Source organism: Microcoleus sp. K4-B3, from assembly GCF_036704615.1.
Taxonomy (GTDB): Bacteria; Cyanobacteriota; Cyanobacteriia; order Cyanobacteriales; family Microcoleaceae; genus Microcoleus.
In genome coordinates, this window is the sequence record NZ_JAUBSF010000091.1 from 1 (window position 1) to 26,117 (window position 26,117).

A 26,117-nucleotide genomic window follows, 5' to 3' on the forward strand; every position below is an offset into this window, starting at 1 on the left:
TTTTTGAGCAACAGCTTGCCTTCTGTTAAAAGGCAGCTACTTTTAGCTGTGACCATTTTTTAGTCTAAACTCCAGTTCTTAACTGTAGTGCGATCGCGGCAATTGTAGACTTCCAGAGGCTGTTTAACTCCATCAATACTGAGAATTACCCTGTATTCCCAATAGTTTTTCGCACTGCGTTTGATATCGACAATGCAAATCTCGCGTCCTTGATAATTGCGGCATACAGAGGCATCAGCAGGAAGCGCGACCCAGAAAAAAGATATTAATAACAAAAAGTAGCAAACACATTTCATCATCTGCGATCTATTCTACTGCATAACCCGTATACTTTCGCATAAACGGCGGCTGAAATCCCCAAACAATATCCTCTTTGGGAACTCCGGCTATTACTAAATCTTCAGCAATATCATCTTCAGTGGCATTCCATTGAAGCCAAATTTTCCCGCCCTTGATATCAATGTGAATGCTACAGTGATGCACCCTAGTCTGCTTGTCCCAGCCCACATAAAAGATTTGGTAATGATCTCGTTCTGTATCAAGAATTGTCTCGACTTCAATGTCTCCGTGAGCAGGTTTGCGCTTGCCGTACTCAAGTAACATTTGCTGCACAATTTGCCGATATTTGCTTAATTTTTCCATTACCAACTTATTTTGATAACCAACTGACAGTATTTTTGCAAGCGACTAAGCAATTGGGCGCGCCCTCAAGTTGCGATATCATAAGATAACTGAACCATACCAGAACTGTATGTCTGACATCCAGTTAACTGCAAAGCTGTAGTATTTATGGGATTAACAAATAAAGGGATTCCCTCGCCTAAAATAATCGGTTGCACCGAGAGAATCACTTCGTTGACAAAATTTTGATTCAGGAAATCGCGAATCAGCAGTGAACCTCCTACCAACCAAATATTCTTGCCGTCAAGCAAGCGCAAATCCTTGACAAAGCTCTCTAAATCTGTTACCGCTTCCACATCCGGAGTTGCTTTAAAATCGAGATTTTTAGTAAAAACATAACTCTTTTTTTCCTGGTACGGATACTCGCCAAAAGTTAGAACTTGTTCGTAAGTTTTCCGACCCATGAGAACCGTATCGATGCTATCTAAGAATTTAGTATAACCGTAATTTTGGTCTGTAAACAGCCAGTCAATATCGCCGTTCGATCGGGCGATATAACCGTCCAGACTAGATGCAATGAATAGTACAATTTTCCGCATAGCAACACCGAGGTTTTGGGAATGATTGGGGCGATAATCGCCCCAATCACCTTAATTTTAAATGATTTAGCGTCCTGACGGTAGCTTGAGTTCGATACCCAGTTTGTTGCTGACATCGATCGCCTTATCAGCAAAATCAGTCATTCCTGCGATCGGAATTGCGATCGCAGTACCCGCCGCTACAAGAGCTGTTAACCTTTTCTTTAATTTGGTTTTATTCCATTGGCTTTCCGGTTTTTTGATTTCGGCTTCGACATCTTCAATATCAATAATTATCTCATCGCGGATGTCTTCGGGAAACTGATCGGCGGTTTCACGCATTGATGAAATCAGTTTCAGGATTTCTGCCGTATTGGCGTTATTGTTTTGCAGGGATTGATTGCCACCAACTTCGGCACTGTTCGACGAACCGCCGATATTGCCGGAAAAGTTAGAACCTTGAAAAGCACCTTGAAAGTTGTTGGTTTCAGAAGAATTTTGAGTCATTTTTGCTTCGGCTTTATTAATAATTGGTCTACTAACAGCTCGTTTAGCGATATCTACAAGGTCGTCATATTCTCTTCCGTATTTTTCCATTTCTCGATCGCCCATTTGGTTTCTGCGCCGAAGTTCGATCGGCTCATACCCATCCAGCAACGGCCGCAAATCCCAACTCTTTTTAAGTTTGCCGATCCGAACCTTAGTCTCGCCCATCTCCTCGAGCCCTAGCAATTCCTCGTAATCCAGCGGATCGGCATCGGGATAACCGGGAACCGGCACCCATTGACTGATTTCCAGATTGGCAAAAGAATTGTGGATTTTGGTAAACGTATCGCGAATCATGCTGAGGAAAGAACGTCGCGTCGATTCCCGCCCGCTAACGGCAATAAAGATTTTCTCATCTTCCGGGTCAGATTTGATCCGGGCGATGTTGTACACCTCAGCGCCTTCCCTGTACTCCAGCATTACCCCCGTGCGCCAGTGGGTGCAGTTGTGGATTTTCTCGTGCATGAGGACGATGAAGCGCGAGAGGATGCTGTCGGGGAGGATGCGGTAGTGATATTGAAATTCCAGGGTTTCGCCTTGGAGTTTGGTGTTTTCCGGTTCCTCTTTGGGCAAAATACCGGGGATGAGGAAAGTCGGCGCGGGACAATGGCTGACGGGGAAGCAGAGTTCAAATTCGCCCATCAACCCAGTGAGGCAGTGGTAGCGCTGGCTGGGATATTTAGTTGAATCTAGGATGCGGCTGAGGTGGGCGTAGGAGAGAATGCCTTTGGTTTTGACTTTGAGTGCGTCGTCGCTGAGGAGGGCATAGATGCCTTCTGTCACCCAGTGGGGATTGAGGATGTTGGTGGATTGCAGGATGGGGTGTTCGCGGAAGTTGAGGACAATGCCCAGGTTGTGCAGCAGTCCGATCAGTTGGGTTTGGTCGGTTTCTTCAAAGATGTTTTCTGTGGCGCAGATGGTAGCGTATTCGCTGATGCTGATGATGTCTTTGTCGAGGTTTTCCAGGCGCTGCTTGACTTGGAACCAGCTTAGCGGCAAAAGATCGTAGACTTCTTTGAGTTGGGAGATTTCGGTGTGGATGGCGCTGCGGAGTTCGTCGATTCCGGTTCCGCTTTGGCAAGAGGTTTCGAGAATCGCTTTGATGTTGGGATATTTGTCGCGCAAGGCTTTGCGGTTGAGATCCAGGGGTTGTTCGTCGCACTTGTTGCCGACGATGATCACGGGGGATGCGTCGCCGAAGCTTTCGATCAGTTTCAGCCAGTATTCGAGGCGGTTTTCGTCTTCGCTGGTGCGGCAGTTGCAGGCGAGGAGGTAGAGGCTGCGTTTGGTGAGGAAAAATTGGTGGGTGGCGTGGTAGATTTCTTGTCCGCCGAAGTCCCAGACGTTGAGTTTGACGGGTTTGGTGTTGACTGTAATTTTCCAGTCTGTGATGTTGAGTCCGTCGGTTTGGGGCTCGTTGGGGTTGTATTTGTTGTGGATGAGGCGGTTGATCAGGCAGGTTTTACCGACGCTGCCTTGCCCGACGAGGAGGACTTTGGCTTCGTTGAGGGGGAGAACTTCGCCGCTGCGGAGTTGGCGCAGGTAGTTGAAAATGGCGGCGGGAGTACCGGGGTCTTTATACTGTTGAGTCGGCCCTAGAATTTCTGGAGAAATGGGCAGGGGATTGCAGCGGAGGTCGAGTGTTTCAAGTTTTGACAGTGTTTCTAAGCATTCGGGAATCTTTTCAATCTGATTGTTTCTAAGGTCAAGCTGTTTCAGATTGGACAGTTGGGCGATCGCCTCTGGGATGGCTGTAATCTGATTGTCACTGAGGCAAAGCTGTGTCAGATTCGACATTTGGGCAATCGCCTCTGGGATTTGGGTGATCTGAGTGCGACTAAGGTTAAGCTCTGTCAGTTTGGACAGTTGACCGATCGCATCTGGGATTTCTGTAATCTGATTCTCATTGAGGTCAAGTTCTGTCAGATGGGACAGTTGGCAGATCGCATCTGGGATTTCTGTTATCTGATTGTCACCGAGGTGAAGGTGTCTCAGGTAGGATAGTTGGACGATCACCTCTGGGATTTCTGTTATCTGATTATGACTGAGGGAAAGCTTTGTCAGATTCGACAGTTGAGCGATCGCATCTGAGATTTCTGTTATCTGATTGTTGCCGAGAGAAAGTTCTGTCAAATGGGACAGTTGGCAGATCGCATTTGGGATTTGGGTAATCTGATTGTTCCAGAGGTTAAGCTGTGACAGATCGAACAGTTTGCCCATCGCCTCTGGGATTTGGGTAATCTGATTGAAGCTGAGGTCAAGCCGTGTCAGATTCGACAGTTGCGTGATCGCTTCGGGAATTTCTGTAATCTGATTGCTACTGAGGTCAAGCACTGTCAGATTCGGGAGTTGGACGAGTGCTTCGCAAAGCTTTGCTAACGCCTCTGGGATTTGGGTAATCTGATTGCTACTGAGGTCAAGCACTGTCAGATTCGACAGTTGCCCGAGATCCTCTGGGATTTGGGTGATCTGATTTTGACTGAGGTTAAGCTGTGACAGATTCGACAGTTGGGCTATCGCCTCTGGGATTTGGGTAATCTGATTCAAGCTGAGGTCAAGCTGTGTCACATTGGACAGTTGACCAATCGCATCTGGGATTTGGGTGATCTGATTGTGACTGAGGTCAAGCCGTGTCACATTGGACAGTTGACCGATCGTTTCGCAAAGCTTTGCTAACGCCTCTGGGATTTGTATAATCTGATTGCCACTGAGGTCAAGCCATGTCAAATTTGATAGTTTGCTGAGCGCATCTGGGATTTGGGTGATTTGATTTCCTCTGAGGACCAGCGATGTCAAATTTGATAGTTTGCTGAGCGCATCTGGGATTTGTATAATCTGATTGCCACTGAGGTCAAGCCGTGTCAGATTGGGCAGTTGACTGATCGTTTCGCAAAGCTTTGTTAACGCATCTGGGGTTTGGATGATCTTATTGTCCCAGAGGACAAGCTGTCTCAGATTGGACAGTTGGCCGATCGCATCTGGAATTTCTGTTAAACCAATACTGGTTAAATCTAAACTCTCTAATTGCTTCATGTCCAGCAGCAATTCTGGCATCGTTCCGAATGGATTGCCACAGAGGTTAATCGATCGCAAATTGCCCAGCGAGCGCAATTCCTCTGGCAGTGAGGTCAATTTATTTGTAGTCGGGTGCGGAGTAATTTTACCATTAGCCCATCGTGCCCAGTGATTTACCTTCCCCAATACCAACGTCTCAAGCTGCGTGCACTTGCCAATCTCCGGCGACAATTCCTCCAAGCCCAGCCCCGACAAATCCAGTTCCGGCAATTTTTCCTCGGCTGCTTGGTCAATTCGCCGCACTGCTTCCTCTTGCGTCATGCCCTTTGTCTCTCGGTATGATTCATTTTATTGTGACAGGAATTTTCGCTTGGTGGGGGGGAATTATCGCCCGTACTCTTGAACCACAAAAACCGGATGACTCAACCCAGGCTGATTCTGCTTTTTGATGCGAATCAGGCGATCGAACAGCGAATCAACATCCTGAAGATAGGCATGAAGAATAGTAACTTGTCCCAAGTAATCTCGATCGTCTTTACACACAATAATGCCTGCATGATGTTCACTGCGACGGTGTAGCGCCACAAAATCATCGCAATTGAAGCTAATTACCGCCCGATTTTGTTCAGTAGCAAATCGGAGAACCTCGTCATCAGGAATCCCTTGATTCGCTTGACCAGCATCATAGGAAGTTAAAACATCACAGTCAAGGCTACGCAAATGCTCGACCATTGCGATCGGGAAATTTTCACTCTTAATACAGCCTCACCCTTTCAATCATCGGTTTTATGAGAAACAATAATGCGATCGATTTCTTCCCGGTGGCGATCGTAATAACGCCAAGCATTCTCTAAATCGCGATCTTCCAAGAGTGGATAATTCCGAAGTAACTCAGCCTCATCAGCCCCCTGTTGGTGAAGCGAAACCAGTGTCCAAACAGGAATCCGGGTGTTGCGAATCCGGGCATTTTCTCCACAGACTCCAGGCGTACTCTGAATCGCCCTAGCCGAGAGTTTTTCTTGGAATAGCAAATTCTCTTCAGGTGTCAGCGACTCAATGACTTGAATTAAGGAGTCAACCAACTGAATGTTCATAGCTGGTAATTTACGGAATATATAATAGTGCGATCGCTCAAACTATCATAGCAAAATTCCCCAACACCAACCTCTCAAACGGAGCGCACTTGCCAATCTGTGGCGGCAATTCCTCGAACCCCGCCAAATCCAATTCTGTCTGGCCCTCATCCGCAGCTTTGTCGATAAACTGCAACAACTCCTCTGGCGTCATATCCTTTGTCTCTCGGTAGGATTCATTTTATTGTTACAGGATTTTTCGTTTGGTGGGGGGGGAATTAGGACACGGCAGTGCCGTTTCCCTACAATTAATCTGGCGATGATTATATCCGAGGGAGGGCGATCGTCGATTATTTTGGGGTAGGGAAACGGCATTGCCGTGTCCTCCGTGGCCTACGCATCAAAACCTTCGTAACCGGGTTTTTTTTGTTTCTACGACTGTAACGGGTCTTCTGAGCAAAAACCCGGTTTCTTACTACCCGCGAGGAATCTGGAGAGGAAAAAGGCTACACATTTTTTGTTTAGTAGATTTATGTTAAAGGAAGATGAATTATTTGGTCTTGGTATTCGTTTAAATATTTGAGGGCCCTCGGTCAAGCACCCTGGATAACAGATTTTCTTTCCCGTTCAGCTTTCAATTTTCGCAATTTTTCTGTCGCCGGATGGGGATTTGCTACTTGGATCTTTCGCTGCTGGTGCGACCATTCCAACCAATCTTGCAAATATCTACTTACTGATTCTTGATTTTGTAAATAATACAAAATAGTCGTATAAACTTCTGCCAAAGTTAGAGATGGATAGAGTTGCTGAATTTCTTCTGGGGTGCGTTCCCGATAAAGATACTCATACAGTACCGTCTCAATGCCGATGCGATGTCCTTTAATGCGAATATCATCGGGTGCTAAGAAATCAAAATACTCATTCAGTCCCATATCTAAAATCCCTTTTTTAGCTATCTACTATTCTACTATTCGGTTTGATCGGAAACAATCATGCGATCGATTTGTTCGCGGTGGCGATCGTATTTTTTTATCTAGTGACGAGAAATACCCCGATCAACCTGGTTTCTCAGTTCTGCGTGATACCTACTTAAACTTTAGCTAATCTAAATATAAACACTTAATAAACCTCAATCTCATGTTTTTTACCAAGAGATGACAAAGGGTGATAGGCTGGGGATAGGAACTTATTTGTTTATGAACCAAATTAAACGTGTTGCCATAGTGGGAGGAACCCACGGAAACGAACTCACAGGAATTTACCTCGTGAAGAAATTCGATCGCGCGCCAGAGTTAATTGGGCGATCGACTTTTGAAACTATGACTCTGCTAGCCAATCCCAAAGCTTGCGAAATCGTGACACGCTACGTCGATATCGACCTCAACCGCTGCTTTCGACAGGAAGATTTAGAAAATCCCCATCTCTCCAGCTATGAAGCCCAGCGGGCGAAAGAAATCTACGGCATTTTTAGCTCAAAAAACACTCATCTGGCCAACTTAATTATCGATTTGCACAGCACCACGTCCAACATGGGGCTAACATTTATTCTCGCCAGCCATCATCCATTTAACCTGCAACTAGCAGCTTATTTAACCTCAGTGTATCCCCACCTCAAGGTACTCGCTTCTACAACCAAGAATCATGATAGTCCTTTGCTGCGATCGCTTTCCGAATTAGGCGGTACGCTGGAGGTGGGTGCAGTCCCGCAAGGCGTATTAGATGCGTCTTTATTTCAGCAAACTGAGCAAGTAGTTAGCACGATCTTAGACTGCGTAGAAGCCTACAATCAAGGCACAATGCCTGCTGCCAATAATCCCCTGACTATTTATCACACCATTGGGGCGATCGACTATCCCAGAAACGAGAACAGAGAAATTCAGGCAATGATTCATCCTCATCTGCAATCCAGAGATTATCAAGCCCTGAATCCCGGCGATCCGATGTTTTTGACCTTGGATGGTGAGTCGGTCTTGTATGAAGGTAAATCAACTGTTTATCCCATTTTTATTAACGAGGCAGCTTACTACGAAAAAGGAATTGCCATGTGTTTTACCGAAAAGCTCACAGTCAGTCTTGAGTAGAAATTTAAAAATTATTCTTGAGAATTTTCAGGTGACAAAAACTCCTCTTTAGAAGCCGTAGTCAAAGAACGCAATTCCTTCCATATTTCCAAAGTGATAATACAGGTAATCAGCCACACCAAACCAGCCGTATAACCAGCAATAACATCGGTAGGCCAGTGAACTCCTAGGTAAAGTCTGCTCAAACCAATAGCAGCAATTAATACAACTGTCAAGCTGTAAATCGACCAGCGCTGCTTGGGAAAGCGTTCACCCAAAAAATATCCTAGCAAACCGTAAATAACCATTGAAATCATCGCGTGCCCGCTAGGGAAACTGTAAAATTTCACATCAACAACGCGCTCCCAAAGTTGAGGTCGAGCGCGGGCAAAAAGTTTTTTTAACAGTAAATTTAAACCGATCGCCCCCCCACCCGCGAACGCAATAGTTGTAGCTTCCGATCGGTGATTGCGCGCCAGCAAAACAATACCCAACATCAGACAAATCACTAGCAGCAAGTTCGGCTCGCCCAAAAAGGTAAAGCCCAGCATTATTTGATCGCCCAGCGGAGTGTGCAATTTCCTCAGAGCTAGTAAAATAGAGGTATCGAAAGCGTAACTTTCTTTTTCCAACACCTCTTCGGCAATGGTGGCAAATCCCCACATCGCCAAAGCCGCCACAGCAAGCCCGGCCAGCCGAATTATCGAAATGAGCGATCGAATTTTAGAACGCATTCTTAAATTAATTAAAAATTTTAAATTTCCAACTCAAAATAATACAACAAATATAGGAAACGAAAACGCCTGACCGATCGTCTAGATTCTTAATCCCCTCTATTCTGAATCATTAATTGATTTTTCACTACCCACCTCAGCTTTTACATCCAACGGGCGAATGACTATACTATCAAAAAAATACCTTTCTGCAATTTTGTTGACCGTGGGGTTGACAAGTCTGTCTAGCTGTGCGAGCACAACCGGAGTTAATGCCCCGATCGCCGAAGCCCACACGATCGCCCAGCGTCTCGTCTCTTCTGCAGTCGCCCAAAAGCCGAACAACCCGCAATTCGGTCAGCCGATCGGCTGTACCCTAGGAAAAGACTGTTTTGTATTGCTGTATTTCGATCGAGAACCCGGCCCCACCGCCGTCGATTTTGGCTGCGGGCGTCAAACTTACGACGGGCACGACGGTACAGACTTTGCGATTCCCGACGCCAAAGCAATGGCAAAAGGAGTGCCAGTTATTGCCTCCGCAGCAGGCAAAGTTTTGCGATCGCGAGATGGTGTGGTCGATCGGCGTTTACAGAACGATACAGACAAAGCCAACATCGCAGGCACAGAATGCGGCAACGGCATGGTAATCGACCACGGCGCAGGCTGGGAAGCCCAATACTGCCACCTCCGCAAAGGCAGCGTTGCCGTCAAACCCGGTACGCAGGTAGAAAAAGGCACTGTTTTGGGCATGGTGGGAAACTCTGGGATGGCATCTTTCCCCCACGTACACGTAACTTTTCGCTATCAAGGCAAACCCGTAGATCCGTTTGTCGGCCCCGACGCGAAGGTAGGCTGCAACATCGCCCGCAATCCCATTTGGGACAAGCCTCTAGACTATATTTCCACAGGTTTAATTCGGGCCGGTTTTGCCAATAAGCCACCAGATATCAACGCTGTCTGGGAAGGACAATTTTCCGAGACTAAACTCCCTGCAAACAGTCCAGCTTTGTTGTTTTGGGTGCAAAGTTACGGAGTGCTCAAGGGCGATCGGGAACAATACAAATTATTGGCACCCAACGGCACAACCATCGCCGATCAAACCAATGACATTAAAGCCCCCAGCCGTACTTGGTTGGGCTATGTCGGCAAAAGAAACAGTACAAATTCTCCTCTGACTCCCGGAGTTTGGCGGGCCGAATACCGGTTGACGCGGGGCGATCGAGTCTTGGCAGAAGTCAAGCGAGAAGTTGAGTTGCGTTAGCCGCCAAGTTACTCATATAGTCCCGGACGCATCGGGGCCTAGAAACCGGGTTTTTTACCGAAGCTGCGAACCCGAACGCGTCTTTTCGTCCCTCAAACCCCGTTTCTCAATACCACTGCGTCCAGGACTGTCATACCACATCCCCTTTGAAAACGACCATCAAATATGTTAAAATAACAACAATATTTTATCATTTTTTATAGTTAATCTTTCCTCACATCGTACAAAAATGTCATACAGTCAATTCACAAACCTAGAAATGATTGAAACTAACTTTGGCATAACCATTGCTGACAAAGTTGGTCTTTTTTCCAGTTTGCCAGAAGCTGAATATAGCGAGCTTCTCAGTCAAACTCTGCAAGAAAACATTTCTTTAGCTTTAGCAATTAATACCGAAAAAGCTCGCTCAGAATTAATTGTTACACCTATTTTAGTAGAACTTAGAAAGCAGTTTCAGTACCAAATTAGCTTTTTTTCAGGAAAAGAGTTTAATGTAGATTTAGAAAAAGGATTGACTGGTTTTTGTGACTTTCTGATTAGTCGTTCTCCCGAACAACTGTTAATTAAAGCTCCGGTTGTCGCTTTAGTAGAAGCTAAAAATGATAATATCCAAGCTGGATTGCCACAATGTATGGCAGAAATGATTGCCGCTCAAATTTTTAATGAAAGAAGAAACAATAATATTTCCGCAATATATGGGGTGGTCACAACCGGGACAAATTGGAAATTTTTACGACTTAGCAATCAAATTATGGAAGTTGATTTAAATGATTATTATATTGATAATATCAGTAAAATTATTGGCATCTTAAAATATTTGATCGATGCAGCTAACCTGTGAAACAGGGAGCCAATTTCTGAAATTTGCTCAATAATTCTTTCACGATCGCAGATTCTACCGGAAAGTGTAGCTTTCATTTTTCTTGCTGTCGCCTGCTCGATCGCTCCTCCTTCCCGTCGAACCCTCGCGTTGGAGAGGGTGGTTGTCATTTTAACAATTTTTTAGGGCAAATTGTCCCAAGCTTGAGTGACAATATCGCTCAGCCAGAGCCTTTGAGACAAATCGAGGATGTTGTCGTCCGCCAGCACTTCAGCCTTCAAGTCATCCAAAGACTGAGATCGCGATCGAGCTATTTGAATCACACCCGCGATCGCCGACGCCACCAATTCTTCATTCAGCGGCTGCTGTCGCAAAGCAATCATTTCTTGAGGATTCGTAGGAATGGGATAATTCATAGGAGTGCATACCGAAGGGAGTAGATATTCAGCCGCTGTAAGGCTTCCGGCTAATCAGCTAAAAATCTGAGAACACTGTAAACTTATTTAAAACTAAATAAGTATTCGGGAGTATAACTTACTTTGCTCCCTTGTCAACTCCCTCATCTTTATTAATTGATTCAGAATAGAGACCCTAATCATGCAAGAAATTCTTTATCTAGAAGTCCCGACACCGGATACAGCAGCCGTCTGCACTTGGTTGCAGCAGGAATTCGATCCCGGAATCGGAGAAAAAATTATTACTCCTGACGGTTTTCGGCTGCTGTCAACCGCAACAGCAGCCGAGGTTGTGTTGTCTGGAACTCAAAATGCCAATCCAAAACCCGCTTTCGTTAACACCAATTCAGAAAACGACAATTCCCGATCGACAGAACTTTCCCTCTTTGTCTGGTCAGTACAACGCACAACTTATTTAAAAGTCTTTCGTCTAGAAGACGCGCCGGTTGGAGAAAGAAAGTTCCTGCAAGCTCTGAATCTTGCTGTGAGAAACAAGTTCCCCGATCGCTACCCGGAACCCCCTGTCATAGACCTCTCCAAACAGTCAATTTTTGACGCTCTTGCCCCCTATTACCCCCTGACAGTCAAATACTTCCAAAAAATGCCTGAAGGCGAATACGACCTCAAACGCGTCTACTGGTGGGAGCAGCGTTGGCGCGAAGGCACTCGCCATCCTCAAACGCCAAAACAAGTAGTGTTTTTGAAGGAAGAGGGAACAGGGAAGAGGGAAGAAGGCCAAATTTCGGTGTCCGATTCTGGCGATACTTTTTACGACTTAATTTATATTGGCGGGGCATTGGGAGTGATTCACGCCGCAGTCATGGCGAGATTGGGCTACCGAGTGCTGCTAGTTGAGCGAATGCCTTTCGGGCGGATGAATCGCGAGTGGAATATTTCGCGCGACGAAATTCAAAGCTTAATTGATTTGGGTTTATTTACTGCTGCGGAAATCGAAACTTTGATTGCCCGAGAATACAAAGATGGCTACAACAAGTTTTTTGATGCTAACAATCCGCCCGTTGCTCAAGCACCTGTTCTGCACACGCCGAAGGTGCTAAATGTAGCTTTGGACGGCGAAAAACTTCTCTATTTGGCGGGAGTTAAGCTAACAGAAGCTGGCGGAGAAATATGGGATGAAACTGAGTTTATTAGAGCTGATGTCGAAGCGGAAAAAGTAGTATTTCAGGGCCGCCACTTGCCCACCAAAGCCGATCGCACAGCATTAGGACGGCTGCTGGTCGATGCAATGGGTTCGGCTTCTCCCATCGCTTGGCAATTGAACGGAGGGCGGGCTTTTGAGAGCGTTTGTCCGACGGTGGGAGCAGTCATAGACGGAGGATTTGAGCCTGGGGTTTGGGATTCTGAGTACGGGGATGTGCTCTACAGTCACGGCGACATTTCCCGGGGCCGCCAGCTCATTTGGGAGTTATTTCCCGGCGCTGGCGGAGAACTTACAGTTTATCTATTTCACTACCACCAAGTACATCCAGAGAATCCCGGTTCTTTGCTGGAAATGTACGAGGATTTTTTCGCAATTTTGCCGGAATACCGCCGCTGCGATCTCGATAAATTGGTGTGGAAAAAGCCGACTTTTGGTTATATTCCCGGGCATTTTAGCACTAACAGCAGCGATCGAGCCGTGGCGATCGATCGCCTAATCTCGATCGGCGACGCAGCATCCCTGCAATCTCCTCTCGTTTTCACCGGCTTCGGCTCCCTCGTCCGCAATCTTTTTCGCTTAACTGACCTTTTGGATACAGCATTAAAGCACAATTTGTTGACTGCAAATCACTTAAACCAAATTCGTGCCTACCAGAGCAATGTTTCAGTAACTTGGCTATTTTCTAAAGGCATGATGGTTCCTACCGGGAGCAGTTTGCCACCCCAAAGAATTAATTCAATTCTCAATACCTTTTTCGGTATTTTGGCAGGACAAAAACTCGCCGTAGCCGAAACTTTTATTAAAGACAGAACTGACTGGCTAACTTTCAATCGACTGGCGATCGAAGCAGCCGGGAAAAACCCTTCTCTCCTATTGTGGATTTTAGATTTTGTCACCTTGAGGGATATTTGGCGCTGGCTGGGAAGTTACTTGAATTTTACTCTGCTGGCTTTCGCCAGTTGGCTGTTCGGATGGCTTCCCAGCTTCGCCCGCAGGGTACAGCCTTGGTTGGAGCCCCGGTATCCGGGTGTTTGGCTGTGGCTGTTGACTAGCAGTTATGCTCTCACCTACGGCATGGGAAAGGGGAGAAAAGAGTTTTGAGTTTTGAGTTTTGAGTCAAAACTACCAACTTCAGTGCGCTATCGAAAACTCGGCAATTCAATTTCAGCTAGCGATCGACGTTTTTTAGAAGGCCGCAGCGGACTGGCAATCAAGGTTAGCCAGTCGGGTTGTGCGACTGCTGTAGGTTTGGCCGCACTCGATCGCACTTCTTGAATGCCAAAGGTTTCAACTGAATTCAAAATTTGAACAACCGGTGCCAATTCTGGGCTGCCTAATTTGACAGCAGCAGTTTCGGGTTCAGACTCAGCCACCGGCACTTCAGGTTCCGCAACCGCTTCGGCAGAGTCAGTTGCCTGCTCCTGAGGCTGGTAGGTTTCGCTCTCCTGCAATTGAATGACGGATACTTGGGCTAATTTGTTGAGTTCCAGATTGGCTGGGGATTCAGGCTCGATCGCATCGGAAGCAGCCACTGCCTCTGGATGCTGTGCTGGTTCCGACCAAGGTTGGACGGGGGAAGCGTTCAAAGCTGGCGGCAGCGGAACCTGAGAGCTTTTAACCGCGGCGAGCAAAGATTCTAATTGCGCGCTGGCGGTATCCTCTGCATTGTCAGGCGGGTAGATAATCGGTGACTTTTGCGGCATCTCCAGACTTCTTTCCAAGGCAGCTTTGAATTGCAGGGTGTGGCGCTGCTGGCGGTGCAAGCGCGATCGAAGTTCCCTGCAAAGATTTTCTGTGGTTACTAGCTGGTGTAACTGTTCGTTGTAGCGCTGCACAGTAGACGCACATTCTCGCTCAACAGCCGCTAGCCTGGCTTGGCTGGTTGCCAAATGACTTCTTAAACTCTCAACTAAAATTTCTTGACCTTGGAGGGTTTGATGGGAAATTTCCACTTTGCCAAACAGCCTCGTCAATTGTTCTTGAGTATTTTCGAGTTCTGCTGTCCGCTGTTCTAGCAAACTTTCGCGGTTCTGCAAGGTGTTTTGGGACTCTTCGAGAGCTGTTTCTAACTGGGCGAGGCGCTGCAAAAGGTCGCGGTTGCATTCGTGCAGCGCTTGCATTAGGGTGACTGGGGTCGATCCTTTGCCCTTAGCCTCTTCCGCATTGCTAAGCAGATTTTTTAGACGATCTGAAATCGGGGGCGAGCCCGCCTCGGTAGGCTGTGTCTGAGATTGCGAATTTTTTGTTTCAGGTTTTGTGGGAATTGCATCTACGCTGATCGCGTTGGGAAAATCTACTGTTTGCCAGTCTTCTTCTGGCTGTTGGGGAACTCTTGCGGGAGTGTCTGTCGCATGGGGGGCGATCGGCTCAAAACCCCCAGCAGCAGCAAAATTTGACTGCAATGGTTCGGTATCGGATGGAACAGCAGGGTGCGGTTGGTGCTGATTGGCTCGAAGATCAGCTTCTGACATGGCTTTTTATCCCAATAGTCACAGGGTCTCAGATACAGTCTATCCTTATACATTCTCCAGAAGGAAGCCCCTAAGTGATAGTTTTTGTCATTTTTCCTATTTTTTGGGACTATAGCCTCTGAATCGAGTGGCGCGATCGAACTATATGGGAATGAAGAAGTCCGATGGAAGTCGGAAGAAGGGAGAAGGAAGAAGCAATAAAATCAAGGGTTTGAGCAATTAAGAACGTCCCAAGCGTTTTGGCGGTTGCGCTATACAACCGGAACTCAAATTAAGGCGTAAGATGCGCCCACCACCGCCCTGGGGATGTGAGTTTTTCGCCGCGAGTTATCAACATGATTTTTCCCCATGTCTAATAGCAGTTTCAAAAAATGATGCAACTGTAGGGGGGCCATCGAAATCTATACAGAATCAGTTATTCCCAATTCTTTAATTCTTTCATCTCACATAGTATAATTTACCGTTTCGGCATCCGTGCGATCGCCTAAGCTTTAACAACTGCAAAATGTTTGTCAATGATTGCTGGAACTTCTGCCGGTGCAATGCGGCTGTAGCGAGTTTTGTCCGGCATCACAACTATATTTGGGCCCGCTTTACACTGTTTGAGACATCCGGTTCCCTGAACTGTCACTTTCTCTTCTAAACCGCGCGAATTCAAAGCATTTTCTAAAGCTTTACAGACTCCTCCAGCGCCCCGCTTCAGGCAGTCTGATTTTTGACATACTAATATTTTGGTTTGGGTTTTTGCCGGAGCTTTTACAGTTTGACCTGCTGTGGGAGAGGTGAATTCACTTTTGCCGATCGCGCGATCGTCCGATGTCAATACCGCAACAGGCCCATTGGTGGAGTCGAGCAGTTCTGGCGAGCGATCGTCGTTGCCCTGAGCCAGCTTGAGGCTGCGAGCTTTAAGTTTTATTTTACCGTTTTTCAAGTTGAGTTCTTTCTCACCTGCAACTTGAACTTTCAACCCGGGCGTCAAAACAGGTAACAGAAATGACCGCAATTCCTTGGAAAGTTTAACAAGATATTCTACTCCGCGATCGCTACTAATTCGCAAATATTTAAGTTTGCAGCCATCTTCAATAATCAGGCCGAGGATTTCTCCCTCTAAACTGAATTCGGAAACTTGCTTGCCAGATTTATACATTGTTATGACTCCTTTAAATCGGTTACATCCGTTCCATCTTGTACACTGTTCGTTGCCGAACTTCCTTCTACCTTTAGCTTATTTGCCAGCAGCACTCCAGCCACTGCACCAGTTCGCCCCGAGGGGCACTGACTTGCCTTAACACGCTGGTTAACTGAGCAGCTTGTTTGAGAGTGTTGACTTTTGCCCGCAAAGGTTGGTTAACCGCACACCAGCAGGGAATTTCGAGTTCTTGCAAGCGTTTGTAAACTTGCCACCTGTCTAGCCAACTAACTTGCACAATGTCACAAACTTCTAATTCTGGATCTGCTGGATTCATTTTTGGACAACAGTAATAATTTGCATTAATTTTTGCTCCTGACCGATCGCCCGCCCAAGTTAAAAGCTAGATTTCCCAATCAAATCAAGGCTTATCAAAAGCCCTTCCTGAAAAATTCTGCCTTTTGCCTTCTGCCTTCTGCCTTCTGAAGGTTAGCCCCACTTTCAGGAAGCGTTCAGAACGAGGATCTTTTTAAAGCATAACCCAACTGCTAATTATTCTCAATAGGTTTAGAAAAAAAATTTCCTACTATACAAAATCTTCTACTATCGAGGCAGACGCTGCTTGACTGGTAAATTTACAGTGCTAGACTGACTCTATTGGCAACAAAACTGCCTATTGAGAGGAGAACACACATGGCTGAGACTCAGAGTGCATTGAGGCCGTTTGGCCACATAGCTGAAAACCCAATTTTGTTGGAACATTCAGTCACAGCACCGGTTTGTGAAGGGATGAACGCGCTGCTGGCGAGTTTTCAGGCTCTATACCTGCAATATCAAAAACATCATTTTGTGGTGGAAGGGGCAGAATTTTACTCCTTGCACCAATTCTTTCAAGAAAGCTACGGCGAAGCTCAAGATAGCGTCCACGAGTTGGGCGAACGGTTAAACGGGTTGGGCGGCATACCGGCAGCTAGCTTTAGCAAGTTAGCCGAGCTGTGCTGTTTTGAGCCGGAAGCCGACGGCGTATATTCCTGCCGCCAAATGCTGGAACACGATTTGACGGCGGAACAAGCTATTATAGGTTTGCTGCGCCGTCAAGCAGGACAAGCAGAAAGTTTGGGCGATCGAGCTACGCGCTACCTCTACGAAAAAATCCTGCTGAAAACCGAGGAACGGGCTTATCACATTTCCCACTTCCTCGCCCCCGATACCTTAGTGCAGTTGAACTTGAACTAACAATTCTTCTTCTTCCTCTTCCTTCGCGCCCTTAGCGCCTTCGCGGTTCGTTATCTTAGATCAAAAAAAAAGCGAGCAGTTTTGTGACTGCCCGCTTTTTTATACAAAGTGCGTTTGATCCGCTGGGAATTAAGGCGCTAAAGCATTCCCACGCAACAAGCTACCAATGGTTTTCGCAGTAATCTTCATCTGAATGAAGGGATTGGCCGGTACCACGGTTTTATACAAATAGCTATCGAATGTGAGTTTCTGCACGTCGCGATCGGCACACATTTCCACAAAAGCTTCGCGAGTCGCATCGGAACGGTAGAAAACGCGCTGCAAAATGTCCAGAACTTTGTAAGTAATGCCGTAGGCTTTATCCCACCGCTTCAGGTAAAGCTTGATTTCCTCTTCAGTCGGAATGCGCGCGCCTTTATTGGAAATCTCCACAATAGTTTCGGCGCACATCCGGCCAGACTTGGCGGCAAAATAGATACCTTCGCCGGAAGACTTGGTAACGTAACCTGCAGCATCGCCTACGAGTGCAACTCGGCCGACAACCCGGCGGGGACGCGGATGTTCCGGGATCGGGTGAGCTTCCACTTTAATAATCTCACCGCCCATCAATTTTTTGGCAGCGCGGGCGCGGATGCCTGCTTGCAGCTTTTTGATACTGGCTTGATTGACTTTCATCGTGCCGGTGCCGACGGCTACGTGGTCGTATTTGGGGAACACCCAAGCGTAGAAGTCGGTAGATACGTCATCGCCGACGTACATTTCGGCTAAGTCGTGGTAGTAAGCCATTTTATCTTCCGGCAGGCGGATGCGCTCTTGGAAGGCGATCGCATAATTGTAGTCGCCAGCGTCGATCGCCTTTGCTACGCGAGAGTTAGCGCCGTCAGCCCCAATTACCAAATCGACTTTCAGAGTTTTCTGAGTTCCCATGGCGCTGCCGTCGGAGTGGTCGGCATAGTGGAGAGTGTAGGGGTCTGTATTGTTGCCGGGAATTTCTAATTTGTGAACGGTGCCGTTAATCAATTTTGCACCCAAGGAAGCGGCACGATCGCGCATGAAGCCATCGAGCACTTCGCGGCGGCACATACCGATGTATTCGTGTGCGTTTTCAATATTGATGTCCACCTCGACGTTGGAGGGGGAGATCATTTTCATTTTTCTGACTTGGCGGTCAATAATACTTTGCGGCAAGTCAAATTCGCTGACCATGCACAGGGGAATCGCCCCACCGCAGGGTTTGGCGTTGTCTAATTTACGCTCGAATAGGTATGTTTCGATTCCTGCTTTTACCAATGTTTCGGCGGCGGAAGAACCCGCAGGGCCTGAACCTACTACTGCAACCCTTAGTGTCAAAGCTTTTCTCTCCAGTTTTTTTCTATAGGCATTACTCAGGTGTGATGGTATCACGGAGTTTGGATGCGGTGGCGTGAAGCCGGGGAGATTTCAATGAAATGAAACAGAGCTTAACAGTTCGATACGAAAATCGGGTCTGGGGTGAGGGGCGCGATCGAATATCTTAAATCTTTCAGTGTAGATGAAGGTGGATGGACGGTGATGTGCGATCGAACATTTTCCACTATTTTCTAAGAACAGGCTTTCCGGCCTGTTCCACAACACAGGAATTTTCTGCTTGTGGGGTGGGCTTCTAGCCCGCCCAGAACAGGCTTTCCGGCCTGTTCCACAACACAGGAATTTTCTGCTTGTGGGGTGGGCTTCTAGACTGAACAGGCTTTCCGGCCTGTTCCACAAAGATTGAATTTTCTGCTTGTGGGGTGGGCTTCTAGCCCGCCCGGAATAGGTTAGAACCAGTCCAATAAGTTACATTAAAGTTACTTGCAGTTATATCTAAAATTCTTATGCTCGGTAATTTTCAACAAAGCAAGCTGCGGATTGAGCTTGAAGCTTCCGAAACAGCGATTAGAGACAGCTTGTTGCGTCCGAGTCAATTGCAGCAGTGGTTGTGGCCGCAGCAGTTGTCTAGCGGTTTGCCAGAAGAATTTTCTCAAGGTTTGACCTTTACGAGTTGGTTGGGCCCCGTGGCAGTTCAGCATCACGTTGATATTGCTGAGCACAATTGTCTGCGGCTGTTATTGAGTCAGGGAATTGACGGATTTCACGAGTGGTATTGGGGCGACGGTTGGGTGCAGTCTCGGTTGGAGGGAGTGTCGCTGCTGCCGCTGAATTTGGGGCAAACCGCTAGTTTACTGCGGCTGCGGGAGTTTGTGGCCCGCAAGGGTAAGGGGAAGTAGATAAATGACTCTCCAAAATCATTAGAACAAACCCTGGTACTCCTGCATAGCAACGAAAAATTCTCAACCCTTTTAGGGGTAAAGAAGCGTTGTAATGATGAATAAAATACCACAAGGCTCCCACACGATTGGAGAGCTTTTTAGATTAGGAAAGACTCTTTCTTACAACAATAGCGAGATCTCCCGTACATCAGGGAGTTCTTGCATTTTTTGATATCAGAAGTTTTGCCCGTATCTTTCCCGACAGATTTGTATCGCGGGCGAGGCAAAATTTTTTTATAGGCTGAAAAAAAAATATGTATAATAGACGGCACATTGTCTGTCAACTACTGGGAGGGAATCCGACAAACCTTTAACACTCATTTCAACTCGACTTCCTATATATAGCCATCCTCGCATCATTTATGAATTTCTTACTCCCTCCCCGCGAGTTCGGGGAGGGTAGGGGTGGGGTAAAAAATTTACGACTCATGTAGGATTGCTATAAACCGCTAGAATTTCTTTGGTTAAGGCATCAATTGCCAGCTTTTTCCACTGCTTGTTACCCTTACGGTCTACGAAAGACTACATTTCATCACCTTGGATTGTTAGTTTGCCTGGTTTTTTTGACTTTACTTGAACTTGCCGGAGGACTGATGCTAATTGTTGAAAAAGACAGAGTATTGCAAGCAGCGCGGGTACACCCCGTGACTTTGACAATCCCGGCTCAAGATATTTTTGATAATAAAAGCCGATCGATCAATTATTTGGTTTCTTCTCAAATCGGTTCATGTCTGGGGTTTTGAACAAGCTACCTGTGACCGTCTATACATTTAAAGTTTTGCTTACCGCTGTGGGTGCGGCCATTTTTAACGATGTTTGAAGAACCGCAAGGGGGACAATTTATGGAATTGAGAATTAACAAGGCTTAGATACGTAGCATTATAACTCCTTACCCTTACTCTGCCAGACCACCTGAAAGCCACTTCGCTGCCGAAAAACTAAGAGTGTGTTATAAAAACATAATTTGTTGCTTTCTAAAGCGCTATTCTCGACACAACGAACCCAGTGTGTTTTGACTTCGCGTTAAATTTTACCAGAAAAATAAATATGCTGTCCATTCCAGGCATTGCCGTCCAGAAGCTGCTTTACGAAAGTGCTAACTCTCTGGTGTACCGGGCCCTTCGGGAAGCGGATCGCCAACCGCTCATCCTCAAACTTCTCAAAGAGAGCTACCCCACACCTCAAGAATTGCTACGCTACCGCACCGAATACCGCATCACCCAAGAGTTGAAAGAGGCGGGAGTCGTGCGAGTCTATGACTTGCAAAAATACCAAAACAGCCTCGTGATGTTTGTGGAGGACTTTGGCGGCGAATCCTTGAAAATTTGGATGCAGCAGCGAAAGTTTAGCCTCAAGGAGTTTCTACAAATCGCGATCGCCACCACTGAAACTTTAGGGCAAATTCACAGAGCCAATATCATACACAAGGATATTAACCCTTCTAATATAGTATTTAATCCAGCCACCGGCCAGCTCAAAATTATCGACTTTGGCATTTCTACTCAGTTAAAAAGAGAAACACCGACACTGAAAAACCCCAACATTTTAGAAGGAACCTTAGCTTACATATCGCCGGAACAAACTGGTAGGATGAACCGCGCTCTCGATTACCGCACTGACTTTTACTCGCTCGGCGTCACATTCTATGAATTGCTGACAGGAAAGCTGCCTTTTGAAACAGAAGATGCTTTAGAGTTGGTTCACTGCCACATTGCCAGACAGCCATTACCCCCGCACCAAATCGAGCCAGAAATCCCCCGAATTCTCTCCCAAATTGTCAGTAAAATGATGGAAAAAAATGCGGAAAACCGCTATCAAACTGCATTGGGATTGAAGCATGATTTAGACACTTGTCTCGTTCAATTACAAGCAACGGGTAATATCGATCAGTTTGCATTGGGAACGCGGGATATTACGGATCGTTTCCTGATTCCCGAAAAACTCTACGGCAGGGAAACTGAAGTTTTTAATCTATTAGCTGCCTTTGAAAGAGTCCGTAATGCTAGTGCCGAAATGATGCTAGTAGCTGGCTTTTCTGGGATTGGTAAAACCGCAGTAGTGAACGAAGTGCATAAGCCGATCGCCCGACAGCGCGGCTATTTTATTAAAGGCAAATACGACCAATTTCAACGCAATATCCCCTTCAGTGCATTCGTGCAAGCATTTCGGGAATTAATGGGGGAATTATTATCAGAAAGTGACGCTCAGTTACACATATGGAAAACCCTGATTCTCACAGCAGTAGGCGAGAGCGGGCAAGTGCTGATTGAGGTGATACCTGAGTTAGAACGCATCATTGGCGCTCAAAGTCCTGCGCTAGAACTGTCGGGGAGCGGATCGCAAAATCGCTTCAATCTGCTGATGCAAAAGTTTGTGCAAGTATTTACTACTGCCGAACATCCCTTAGTGATATTTTTGGATGATTTGCAGTGGGCGGATTCGGCATCTTTGAAATTGCTACAACTGTTGATGGAGGATAGGGGGCATCTGTTAGTATTGGGTGCTTATCGGGATAATGAAGTCTCCCCTGTTCATCCGTTTATGTTGACGGTGGATGAGATTGTGAAGTCGGGCGCAGCGGTGAACACTATTACGCTGGAACCGTTGAGCCAAACAGATCTGAATCAGTTGGTAGCAGATACGCTGATTTGTAATTTATCCTTGGCCGGGCCCTTAACAGAATTGGTTTATCAAAAAACCCAAGGTAATCCCTTTTTCTCTACTCAATTCCTCAAGTCGTTGTATGAAGACGATCAAATTATCTTTGACTGGGATGTACGGCATTGGCAGTGCGATATAGATCGAGTTACATTTGCCGATGCCTCGGATGTGGTGGAGTTTATGGCGGCGCAATTGCAGAAGTTGCCTGCCGAAACTCAGGATGTTCTCAAACTTGCCGCGTGCATTGGGGCGCAGTTTGATTTAGAGACATTGGCAATAGTCAACGAAGAACTACCAGAACCAACGGCATCAGCGCTGTGGAAAGCCTTGCAAGAAGGACTCATTTTACTGATTTCAGAAGGCTATAACTTCATTCAAGCAGATGATCTATCCCCGAATCAGTCTGTTGCTAATCCAACTTATAAGTTCCTGCACGATCGCGTCCAGCAAGCGGCTTATTCCCTAATACCCGACGACCAAAAACAAGCTACTCATCTCAAAATCGGACAGTTACTGCTACAAAATTCTTCGGACACTGAAACAGAAGAAAAACTCTTTGATCTTGTGGGGCATTTAAATAAAGGAATTGAGTTAATCAATCAATTAAGTGAACGCTCAGCCTTAGCCCAACTCAACTTAGAAGCGGGACATAAAGCCAGAAGTTCTACCGCCTACGCTGCGGCAAATATCTATCTACAAACGGGAATTGAGCTGCTGACACCTCAATGCTGGCAAACTCAATATGAATTGGCGCTAAATCTCTATGTTGCTGCTGCTGAAATTGCCTATTTGAATGGTGACTTTGATGGTATGGAACACATGGCAGCACTGGTTTTGCAAGAAGCCCAAACAATTTTAGATCGAGTTAAAATTTACGAAATTAAAATTGCGGCTCAGACAGCCCAGAGCAAGGTGTTAGAAACGATCGCCGTAGCAAGAGACGCACTTTTACAATTGGGGATTGAACTCCCTGGCGAACCCGATCAAGCCAAGATTGGCAAAGCGCTACAAGCCCTTGCGGCCCTCCTCGGCTGCAGAAAGATTGAGGAATTGGTTGACCTACCTGTGATGACAAATCCACAGACTCAGGCAGCTATGCAACTGTCTGGTATGTTGTTTCCACCCGTTTTCCAGGGAATGCCCGGTTTGCTGCCCCTGCTGAGCTCCACGATGGTAAGTTTATCGCTCTCCTTTGGGAATGCGCCCGCATCGACGGTGGGTTATGCGATGCACGGGATGGTGTTCTGTGCCTTTTTACAAGAGGTGGAAACGGGCTATGGCTTTGGGCAATTGGGACTTTCATTGCTCGATCGGTTGAATGTGCCCGAATTCAAGTCCACAGTTCTACTTTTGTTTGGTGGTTGGATTCAGCATCGCCAAGAAGCTCTTTTGGCAACGATACCGACGCTGAAAGAAGGCTATAGGTTTGGTATGGAAACAGGCGACTTTGTAGACGCTGGCTACAACATATATATTTGCTTTTATACTCATTTATTCGCTGGGGTAGAACTAGACACTTGGGAACCAGAAATAGCAAGTTACAGGGCTGTTATGGCGCAGTTGAAACAATATTCTGCTCGGGTTTATTTGGATATGATTCAGCAGACGGTGCAAAACTTGAGGGAAACCCGTATGCGGCCGGATTTGTTAATAGGCTCTGCCTACGATGAAACGGTGATGATTCCCAAGCACTATGAGGATAATGAATTCACGGCAATCGCCTGTGCCTGCATCTTCAAACTGCTGCTTGCTTACTGCTATGGCAATTACACGGCTGCCCTAGAACACATTACCCAAGTCAAACAGTATTTGATGGGAGTATCTGGATCGGCTTTTGTTCCCATTTTTCATTTTTATGCCGCCCTGACGCACCTGGCACTTTTTCCCGAACAGCCAGCAATTGAGCAAACTGAAATTATTTCCTTAGTGGAAACCCATCAAAGCACGCTGCAACAGTGGGCGCAAAATGCTCCGATGAATTATCTGCATAAATGGTATTTAGTGGAAGCAGAAGGGCAACGGGTGTTGGGCAATAAAGCCGAGGCGATTGAAATGTACGATCGCGCAATAGAAGGAGCCAAAGAAAACAAATATGTTAATGACGAAGCCCTGGCAAACGAACTAGCAGCCAAATTCTACTGGGAATGGGGCAAAACAAAAGTTGCTCAAGCCTACATATTTGAGGCGTATTATTGTTATGTTGAATGGGGAGCTACTGCTAAGGTAACGGATTTAGAAACGCGATATCCCCACTTATTCGCGGTAACTCAACCGGGAAGGAACAACACTCAAACTACCGTAGCAATGACAACGACTGGTTCGGGTAATCACCTAGATATTGCCGCAGTTATGAAGGCTTCTCAGGCGATTTCTGGAGAAATTATGCTAGATAAGCTACTGTCTAGCTTGATGAAAATTTTGATGGAAAATGCAGGGGCGCAACGAGGCTATCTGATTTTGTTAAGCCAGGGACAACTGTTCATTGAAGCTGAAGGGACAATCGATGACGAACTCGTCACCGTGTTGCAGTCAATCCCCTTTGAAACCTGTCAAGAACTTTCTACCGCGATTGTCAATTATGTGAGCCGCACTCAAGAAAGCGTGGTACTAGATGATGCTGCCCGATCGGGACAATTTACCAACGACCGCCACATCCGAAAGCATCAGCCCAAATCAATTTTATGTGTGCCGCTGATTAATCAATCTCAAATCATTAGTATTGTTTACCTAGAAAATAATTTGACAGCGGGTGCTTTTACCCCAGAAAGAGTGGAAATATTAAAAGTTTTATCTGGACAAGCGGCTATCTCGATTCAAAATTCTAAGCTTTATACAGAAGTACGCGGAAATGAAAGTAGGCTGGCTCAACTCAACAAAGCTTACGAGCGATTTGTTCCCCATCAATTCCTTCAGTTTTTAGAGAAATCAAGCATCATTGATGTGGAATTGGGCGACCAAGTGCAGTTAGAAATGTCGGTGTTGTTTTCCGACATTCGCGACTTCACCACGCTTTCGGAAACTATGACGCCGGAGGATAATTTCAAATTTATCAATTCTTATCTTTCTCGCATGGAACCCGTCATTAATGAAAATAAGGGGTTTATCGACAAATATATTGGCGATGCGATTATGGCGCTTTTTAGCGGTGAGGCGGATCATGCGGTGAAAGCGGGAATTGCTATGCTGCACCGTCTCGCTGAATACAATGAATACTGCGCTAACGCTGGCTGTGCGCCGATTCAGATTGGGATTGGGATTAATACGGGTTCTTTGATGCTGGGAACTGTGGGAGGACCAAATCGCATGGACGGGACGGTAATCAGCGATGCGGTGAATTTAGCTTCAAGGGTAGAAAGTTTGACGAAAAATTATGGGGTGTCGCTGTTAATTACCCAGCCAACTTATTCGCGCCTAAAAAATCCATCCCAGTACGCAATCCGCACTCTAGACACGGTAAAAGTCAAGGGAAAATCCGAAGCTGTGACGGTTTATGAGGTGTTTGATGCTGACCCGCTGCAAATTAAAGAGGGCAAGTTAGCTACGCTGGAATTGTTTGCAAAAGCTTTGGCCATTTACTCAGAAGGGAATGTGGCTGAATCGGCGTGGCTGTTTTCAGAGTGTTGGCGTCAGAATCAGGGCGATCGCGTTGCTAAAATTTATTGGGAACGCTGTCAGTCTGCATTGGGGACTCGCAAAAAAATCAAAGACAGGCTACACAATTTAAATTAAGCGGTTGCTATAGCGATCCTTGCAGGAGTCGTAAATTTTTTACCCCACCCCAACCCTCCCCGAACTCGCGGGGGGTCCGTAAGAAATTCACAAATGATGGGAGGATTGCTATATAGGGCTTGCTGAAAAAGCCTAAAACCCTTACATCAAAAGACTTTGGCTCCTGACGGTGCTGAGCGTGTGTAAGATTATGAGCTAAAATTAGTCAAAAGCCTAGTACAGCACATTGGTAACAAGTTAGAAGGGAGTAGATTTTGTCAATACCTCTTGGGATAGAAATATTATGGAATAATAATGAT

The 26,117-nt window shown here is 46.3% G+C and carries 23 protein-coding genes; 8 read left to right on the top strand and 15 right to left on the bottom strand.

What is annotated here, in order from left to right:
* Positions 1 to 59 precede the first annotated feature (59 nt).
* From QUA78_RS26675 to QUA78_RS26710, 8 genes are all read right to left on the bottom strand, one after another.
* Positions 60 to 275: a hypothetical protein gene (locus QUA78_RS26675; protein ID WP_333399111.1), complete on the bottom strand. Its 216-nt coding sequence runs from the start codon at positions 273 to 275 to the stop codon at positions 60 to 62.
* Positions 276 to 306: 31 nt separating this feature from the next.
* Positions 307 to 642 carry a XisI protein gene (locus QUA78_RS26680; RefSeq protein ID WP_190732840.1) on the bottom strand — a complete coding sequence of 112 codons (336 nt, stop codon included), beginning with the start codon at positions 640 to 642 and terminating at the stop codon, positions 307 to 309.
* A gap of 65 nt (positions 643 to 707) precedes the next feature.
* Entirely contained in the window at positions 708 to 1,220 is a 513-nt protein-coding gene (locus QUA78_RS26685; RefSeq protein ID WP_333304468.1) for a dihydrofolate reductase family protein, read from the bottom strand.
* 66 nt (positions 1,221 to 1,286) lie between these two features.
* Positions 1,287 to 5,081: a leucine-rich repeat domain-containing protein gene (locus QUA78_RS26690; protein ID WP_333304467.1), complete on the bottom strand. Its 3,795-nt coding sequence runs from the start codon at positions 5,079 to 5,081 to the stop codon at positions 1,287 to 1,289.
* A 63-nt stretch (positions 5,082 to 5,144) separates the two neighbouring features.
* Positions 5,145 to 5,519, bottom strand: a complete 375-nt coding sequence (locus QUA78_RS26695) for a DUF5615 family PIN-like protein (RefSeq protein WP_333399113.1) — start codon at positions 5,517 to 5,519, stop codon at positions 5,145 to 5,147.
* Positions 5,520 to 5,533: 14 nt separating this feature from the next.
* On the bottom strand, positions 5,534 to 5,854 hold the full coding sequence (locus QUA78_RS26700; RefSeq protein ID WP_333304466.1) for a DUF433 domain-containing protein: 321 nt from the start codon (positions 5,852 to 5,854) through the stop codon (positions 5,534 to 5,536).
* A 37-nt stretch (positions 5,855 to 5,891) separates the two neighbouring features.
* The gene (locus tag QUA78_RS26705) at positions 5,892 to 6,047 is read right to left on the bottom strand and encodes a hypothetical protein (RefSeq protein ID WP_333304465.1); all 156 of its coding nucleotides are present in this window, start codon (positions 6,045 to 6,047) and stop codon (positions 5,892 to 5,894) included.
* 379 nt (positions 6,048 to 6,426) lie between these two features.
* Positions 6,427 to 6,765 (bottom strand): DUF433 domain-containing protein, encoded by a 339-nt coding sequence (locus tag QUA78_RS26710; RefSeq protein WP_333304464.1) that lies wholly within the window; start codon positions 6,763 to 6,765, stop codon positions 6,427 to 6,429.
* Between the two features lie 264 nt (positions 6,766 to 7,029).
* On the opposite strand from QUA78_RS26710, the gene QUA78_RS26715 reads away from it, so the two are divergent.
* Positions 7,030 to 7,914, top strand: a complete 885-nt coding sequence (locus tag QUA78_RS26715) for an aspartoacylase (protein WP_333304463.1) — start codon at positions 7,030 to 7,032, stop codon at positions 7,912 to 7,914.
* An 11-nt stretch (positions 7,915 to 7,925) separates the two neighbouring features.
* Here QUA78_RS26715 and QUA78_RS26720 read toward each other — a convergent pair whose 3' ends face one another.
* On the bottom strand, positions 7,926 to 8,627 hold the full coding sequence (locus QUA78_RS26720; protein WP_333201246.1) for a phosphatase PAP2 family protein: 702 nt from the start codon (positions 8,625 to 8,627) through the stop codon (positions 7,926 to 7,928).
* A gap of 160 nt (positions 8,628 to 8,787) precedes the next feature.
* On the opposite strand from QUA78_RS26720, the gene QUA78_RS26725 reads away from it, so the two are divergent.
* Together QUA78_RS26725 and QUA78_RS26730 are read left to right on the top strand one after the other, a co-directional pair.
* Entirely contained in the window at positions 8,788 to 9,867 is a 1,080-nt protein-coding gene (locus tag QUA78_RS26725; RefSeq protein WP_333304462.1) for a M23 family metallopeptidase, read from the top strand.
* A 259-nt stretch (positions 9,868 to 10,126) separates the two neighbouring features.
* On the top strand, positions 10,127 to 10,708 hold the full coding sequence (locus QUA78_RS26730) for a hypothetical protein (RefSeq protein ID WP_333304461.1): 582 nt from the start codon (positions 10,127 to 10,129) through the stop codon (positions 10,706 to 10,708).
* Positions 10,709 to 10,869: 161 nt separating this feature from the next.
* Here the strand turns inward: QUA78_RS26730 and QUA78_RS26735 are convergent, their stop codons facing one another.
* On the bottom strand, positions 10,870 to 11,103 hold the full coding sequence (locus QUA78_RS26735; protein WP_333304460.1) for a hypothetical protein: 234 nt from the start codon (positions 11,101 to 11,103) through the stop codon (positions 10,870 to 10,872).
* Between the two features lie 181 nt (positions 11,104 to 11,284).
* On the opposite strand from QUA78_RS26735, the gene QUA78_RS26740 reads away from it, so the two are divergent.
* Positions 11,285 to 13,405: a flavin-dependent dehydrogenase gene (locus tag QUA78_RS26740; RefSeq protein ID WP_333304459.1), complete on the top strand. Its 2,121-nt coding sequence runs from the start codon at positions 11,285 to 11,287 to the stop codon at positions 13,403 to 13,405.
* A 38-nt stretch (positions 13,406 to 13,443) separates the two neighbouring features.
* On the opposite strand, the gene QUA78_RS26745 is transcribed toward QUA78_RS26740, so the two are convergent.
* From QUA78_RS26745 to QUA78_RS26755, 3 genes are all read right to left on the bottom strand, one after another.
* Positions 13,444 to 14,775: a hypothetical protein gene (locus QUA78_RS26745; protein WP_333304458.1), complete on the bottom strand. Its 1,332-nt coding sequence runs from the start codon at positions 14,773 to 14,775 to the stop codon at positions 13,444 to 13,446.
* A 484-nt stretch (positions 14,776 to 15,259) separates the two neighbouring features.
* Entirely contained in the window at positions 15,260 to 15,922 is a 663-nt protein-coding gene (locus QUA78_RS26750) for a (2Fe-2S) ferredoxin domain-containing protein (protein ID WP_333304457.1), read from the bottom strand.
* A 73-nt stretch (positions 15,923 to 15,995) separates the two neighbouring features.
* The gene (locus QUA78_RS26755; protein ID WP_333304456.1) at positions 15,996 to 16,241 is read right to left on the bottom strand and encodes an Asr1405/Asl0597 family protein; all 246 of its coding nucleotides are present in this window, start codon (positions 16,239 to 16,241) and stop codon (positions 15,996 to 15,998) included.
* Between the two features lie 356 nt (positions 16,242 to 16,597).
* Here QUA78_RS26755 and QUA78_RS26760 point away from each other — a divergent pair, with 356 nt between their 5' ends.
* Positions 16,598 to 17,140 carry a Dps family protein gene (locus QUA78_RS26760; protein ID WP_333304455.1) on the top strand — a complete coding sequence of 181 codons (543 nt, stop codon included), beginning with the start codon at positions 16,598 to 16,600 and terminating at the stop codon, positions 17,138 to 17,140.
* 129 nt (positions 17,141 to 17,269) lie between these two features.
* Here QUA78_RS26760 and chlP read toward each other — a convergent pair whose 3' ends face one another.
* A complete protein-coding gene (gene chlP, locus QUA78_RS26765) occupies positions 17,270 to 18,490 on the bottom strand; it encodes a geranylgeranyl reductase (RefSeq protein WP_333399112.1) in 1,221 nt (406 codons plus the stop codon).
* Positions 18,491 to 18,993: 503 nt separating this feature from the next.
* Here chlP and QUA78_RS26770 point away from each other — a divergent pair.
* Both QUA78_RS26770 and QUA78_RS26775 read left to right on the top strand, forming a co-directional pair.
* Complete coding sequence (locus tag QUA78_RS26770) at positions 18,994 to 19,386, top strand: hypothetical protein (RefSeq protein ID WP_333306279.1); 393 nt, start codon at positions 18,994 to 18,996, stop codon at positions 19,384 to 19,386.
* A 635-nt stretch (positions 19,387 to 20,021) separates the two neighbouring features.
* On the top strand, positions 20,022 to 20,171 hold the full coding sequence (locus QUA78_RS26775; RefSeq protein ID WP_333306277.1) for a hypothetical protein: 150 nt from the start codon (positions 20,022 to 20,024) through the stop codon (positions 20,169 to 20,171).
* 5 nt (positions 20,172 to 20,176) lie between these two features.
* Here QUA78_RS26775 and QUA78_RS32985 read toward each other — a convergent pair whose 3' ends face one another.
* A complete protein-coding gene (locus QUA78_RS32985; protein WP_445302409.1) occupies positions 20,177 to 20,290 on the bottom strand; it encodes a transposase-like zinc-binding domain-containing protein in 114 nt (37 codons plus the stop codon).
* 185 nt (positions 20,291 to 20,475) lie between these two features.
* Here QUA78_RS32985 and QUA78_RS26780 point away from each other — a divergent pair, with 185 nt between their 5' ends.
* Positions 20,476 to 25,818, top strand: coding sequence for an AAA family ATPase (locus tag QUA78_RS26780; RefSeq protein ID WP_333306276.1), 5,343 nt, complete (start codon positions 20,476 to 20,478; stop codon positions 25,816 to 25,818).
* Positions 25,819 to 26,117: the final 299 nt, after the last annotated feature.

Bases quoted from the DNA above. Each gene is read 5' to 3' on its own strand.
- QUA78_RS26680 (WP_190732840.1), bottom strand. From the start codon at position 642: ATGGAAAAATTAAGCAAATATCGGCAAATTGTGCAGCAAATGTTACTT.
- QUA78_RS26685 (WP_333304468.1), bottom strand. From the start codon at position 1,220: ATGCGGAAAATTGTACTATTCATTGCATCTAGTCTGGACGGTTATATC.
- QUA78_RS26690 (WP_333304467.1), bottom strand. From the start codon at position 5,081: ATGACGCAAGAGGAAGCAGTGCGGCGAATTGACCAAGCAGCCGAGGAA.
- QUA78_RS26700 (WP_333304466.1), bottom strand. From the start codon at position 5,854: ATGAACATTCAGTTGGTTGACTCCTTAATTCAAGTCATTGAGTCGCTG.
- QUA78_RS26705 (WP_333304465.1), bottom strand. From the start codon at position 6,047: ATGACGCCAGAGGAGTTGTTGCAGTTTATCGACAAAGCTGCGGATGAG.
- QUA78_RS26710 (WP_333304464.1), bottom strand. From the start codon at position 6,765: ATGGGACTGAATGAGTATTTTGATTTCTTAGCACCCGATGATATTCGC.
- QUA78_RS26715 (WP_333304463.1), top strand. From the start codon at position 7,030: ATGAACCAAATTAAACGTGTTGCCATAGTGGGAGGAACCCACGGAAAC.
- QUA78_RS26720 (WP_333201246.1), bottom strand. From the start codon at position 8,627: ATGCGTTCTAAAATTCGATCGCTCATTTCGATAATTCGGCTGGCCGGG.
- QUA78_RS26725 (WP_333304462.1), top strand. From the start codon at position 8,788: ATGACTATACTATCAAAAAAATACCTTTCTGCAATTTTGTTGACCGTG.
- QUA78_RS26730 (WP_333304461.1), top strand. From the start codon at position 10,127: ATGATTGAAACTAACTTTGGCATAACCATTGCTGACAAAGTTGGTCTT.
- QUA78_RS26735 (WP_333304460.1), bottom strand. From the start codon at position 11,103: ATGAATTATCCCATTCCTACGAATCCTCAAGAAATGATTGCTTTGCGA.
- QUA78_RS26740 (WP_333304459.1), top strand. From the start codon at position 11,285: ATGCAAGAAATTCTTTATCTAGAAGTCCCGACACCGGATACAGCAGCC.
- QUA78_RS26745 (WP_333304458.1), bottom strand. From the start codon at position 14,775: ATGTCAGAAGCTGATCTTCGAGCCAATCAGCACCAACCGCACCCTGCT.
- QUA78_RS26750 (WP_333304457.1), bottom strand. From the start codon at position 15,922: ATGTATAAATCTGGCAAGCAAGTTTCCGAATTCAGTTTAGAGGGAGAA.
- QUA78_RS26755 (WP_333304456.1), bottom strand. From the start codon at position 16,241: ATGAATCCAGCAGATCCAGAATTAGAAGTTTGTGACATTGTGCAAGTT.
- QUA78_RS26760 (WP_333304455.1), top strand. From the start codon at position 16,598: ATGGCTGAGACTCAGAGTGCATTGAGGCCGTTTGGCCACATAGCTGAA.
- QUA78_RS26770 (WP_333306279.1), top strand. From the start codon at position 18,994: ATGCTCGGTAATTTTCAACAAAGCAAGCTGCGGATTGAGCTTGAAGCT.
- QUA78_RS26775 (WP_333306277.1), top strand. From the start codon at position 20,022: ATGCTAATTGTTGAAAAAGACAGAGTATTGCAAGCAGCGCGGGTACAC.
- QUA78_RS26780 (WP_333306276.1), top strand. From the start codon at position 20,476: ATGCTGTCCATTCCAGGCATTGCCGTCCAGAAGCTGCTTTACGAAAGT.